Origin of the sequence: Halomonas urmiana (assembly GCF_005780185.1) — a bacterium.
Lineage (GTDB): Bacteria > Pseudomonadota > Gammaproteobacteria > Pseudomonadales > Halomonadaceae > Halomonas > Halomonas urmiana.
In genome coordinates this window covers 1-280 of record NZ_VBUI01000095.1, presented here as the reverse complement: position 1 = coordinate 280, position 280 = coordinate 1, and the positions used below count along the sequence as shown (strand labels likewise).

The following is a 280-nucleotide window of genomic DNA, read 5'->3' as shown; positions in this document are numbered from 1 at the left end:
CATGACGGCGGCGCCCTTTTCCAGGGCCAGCTTGATGGCCGGCACCGATGCGCGGATGCGGGTGTCGTCGGTGATGCGGCCGGTGTCGTCCTGGGGAACGTTCAGGTCGGCGCGGATGAAGACGCGCTTGCCGGCGAGGTCGAGGTCGGTGAGTTTCTTGAATTGCATGGCGGAAACCGTGGAAAGGGAGAAAGGGAAATGAAAACGGCACGGCGCTGGGGCGTCGTGCCGTCGTAGGGGGCTCAGCGGCAACAACCCTCGCCGCTGTTGTGGATGACCC

At 65.0% G+C, this 280-nt stretch carries 1 protein-coding gene; it reads right to left on the bottom strand.

Going from position 1 to position 280, the window contains the following annotated elements; genetic code table 11:
• On the bottom strand, positions 1–168 hold a 168-nt coding region (gene pgk / locus FEI13_RS18905; protein WP_138183025.1), incomplete at its 3' end, for a phosphoglycerate kinase.
• Positions 169–280 lie beyond the last annotated feature (112 nt).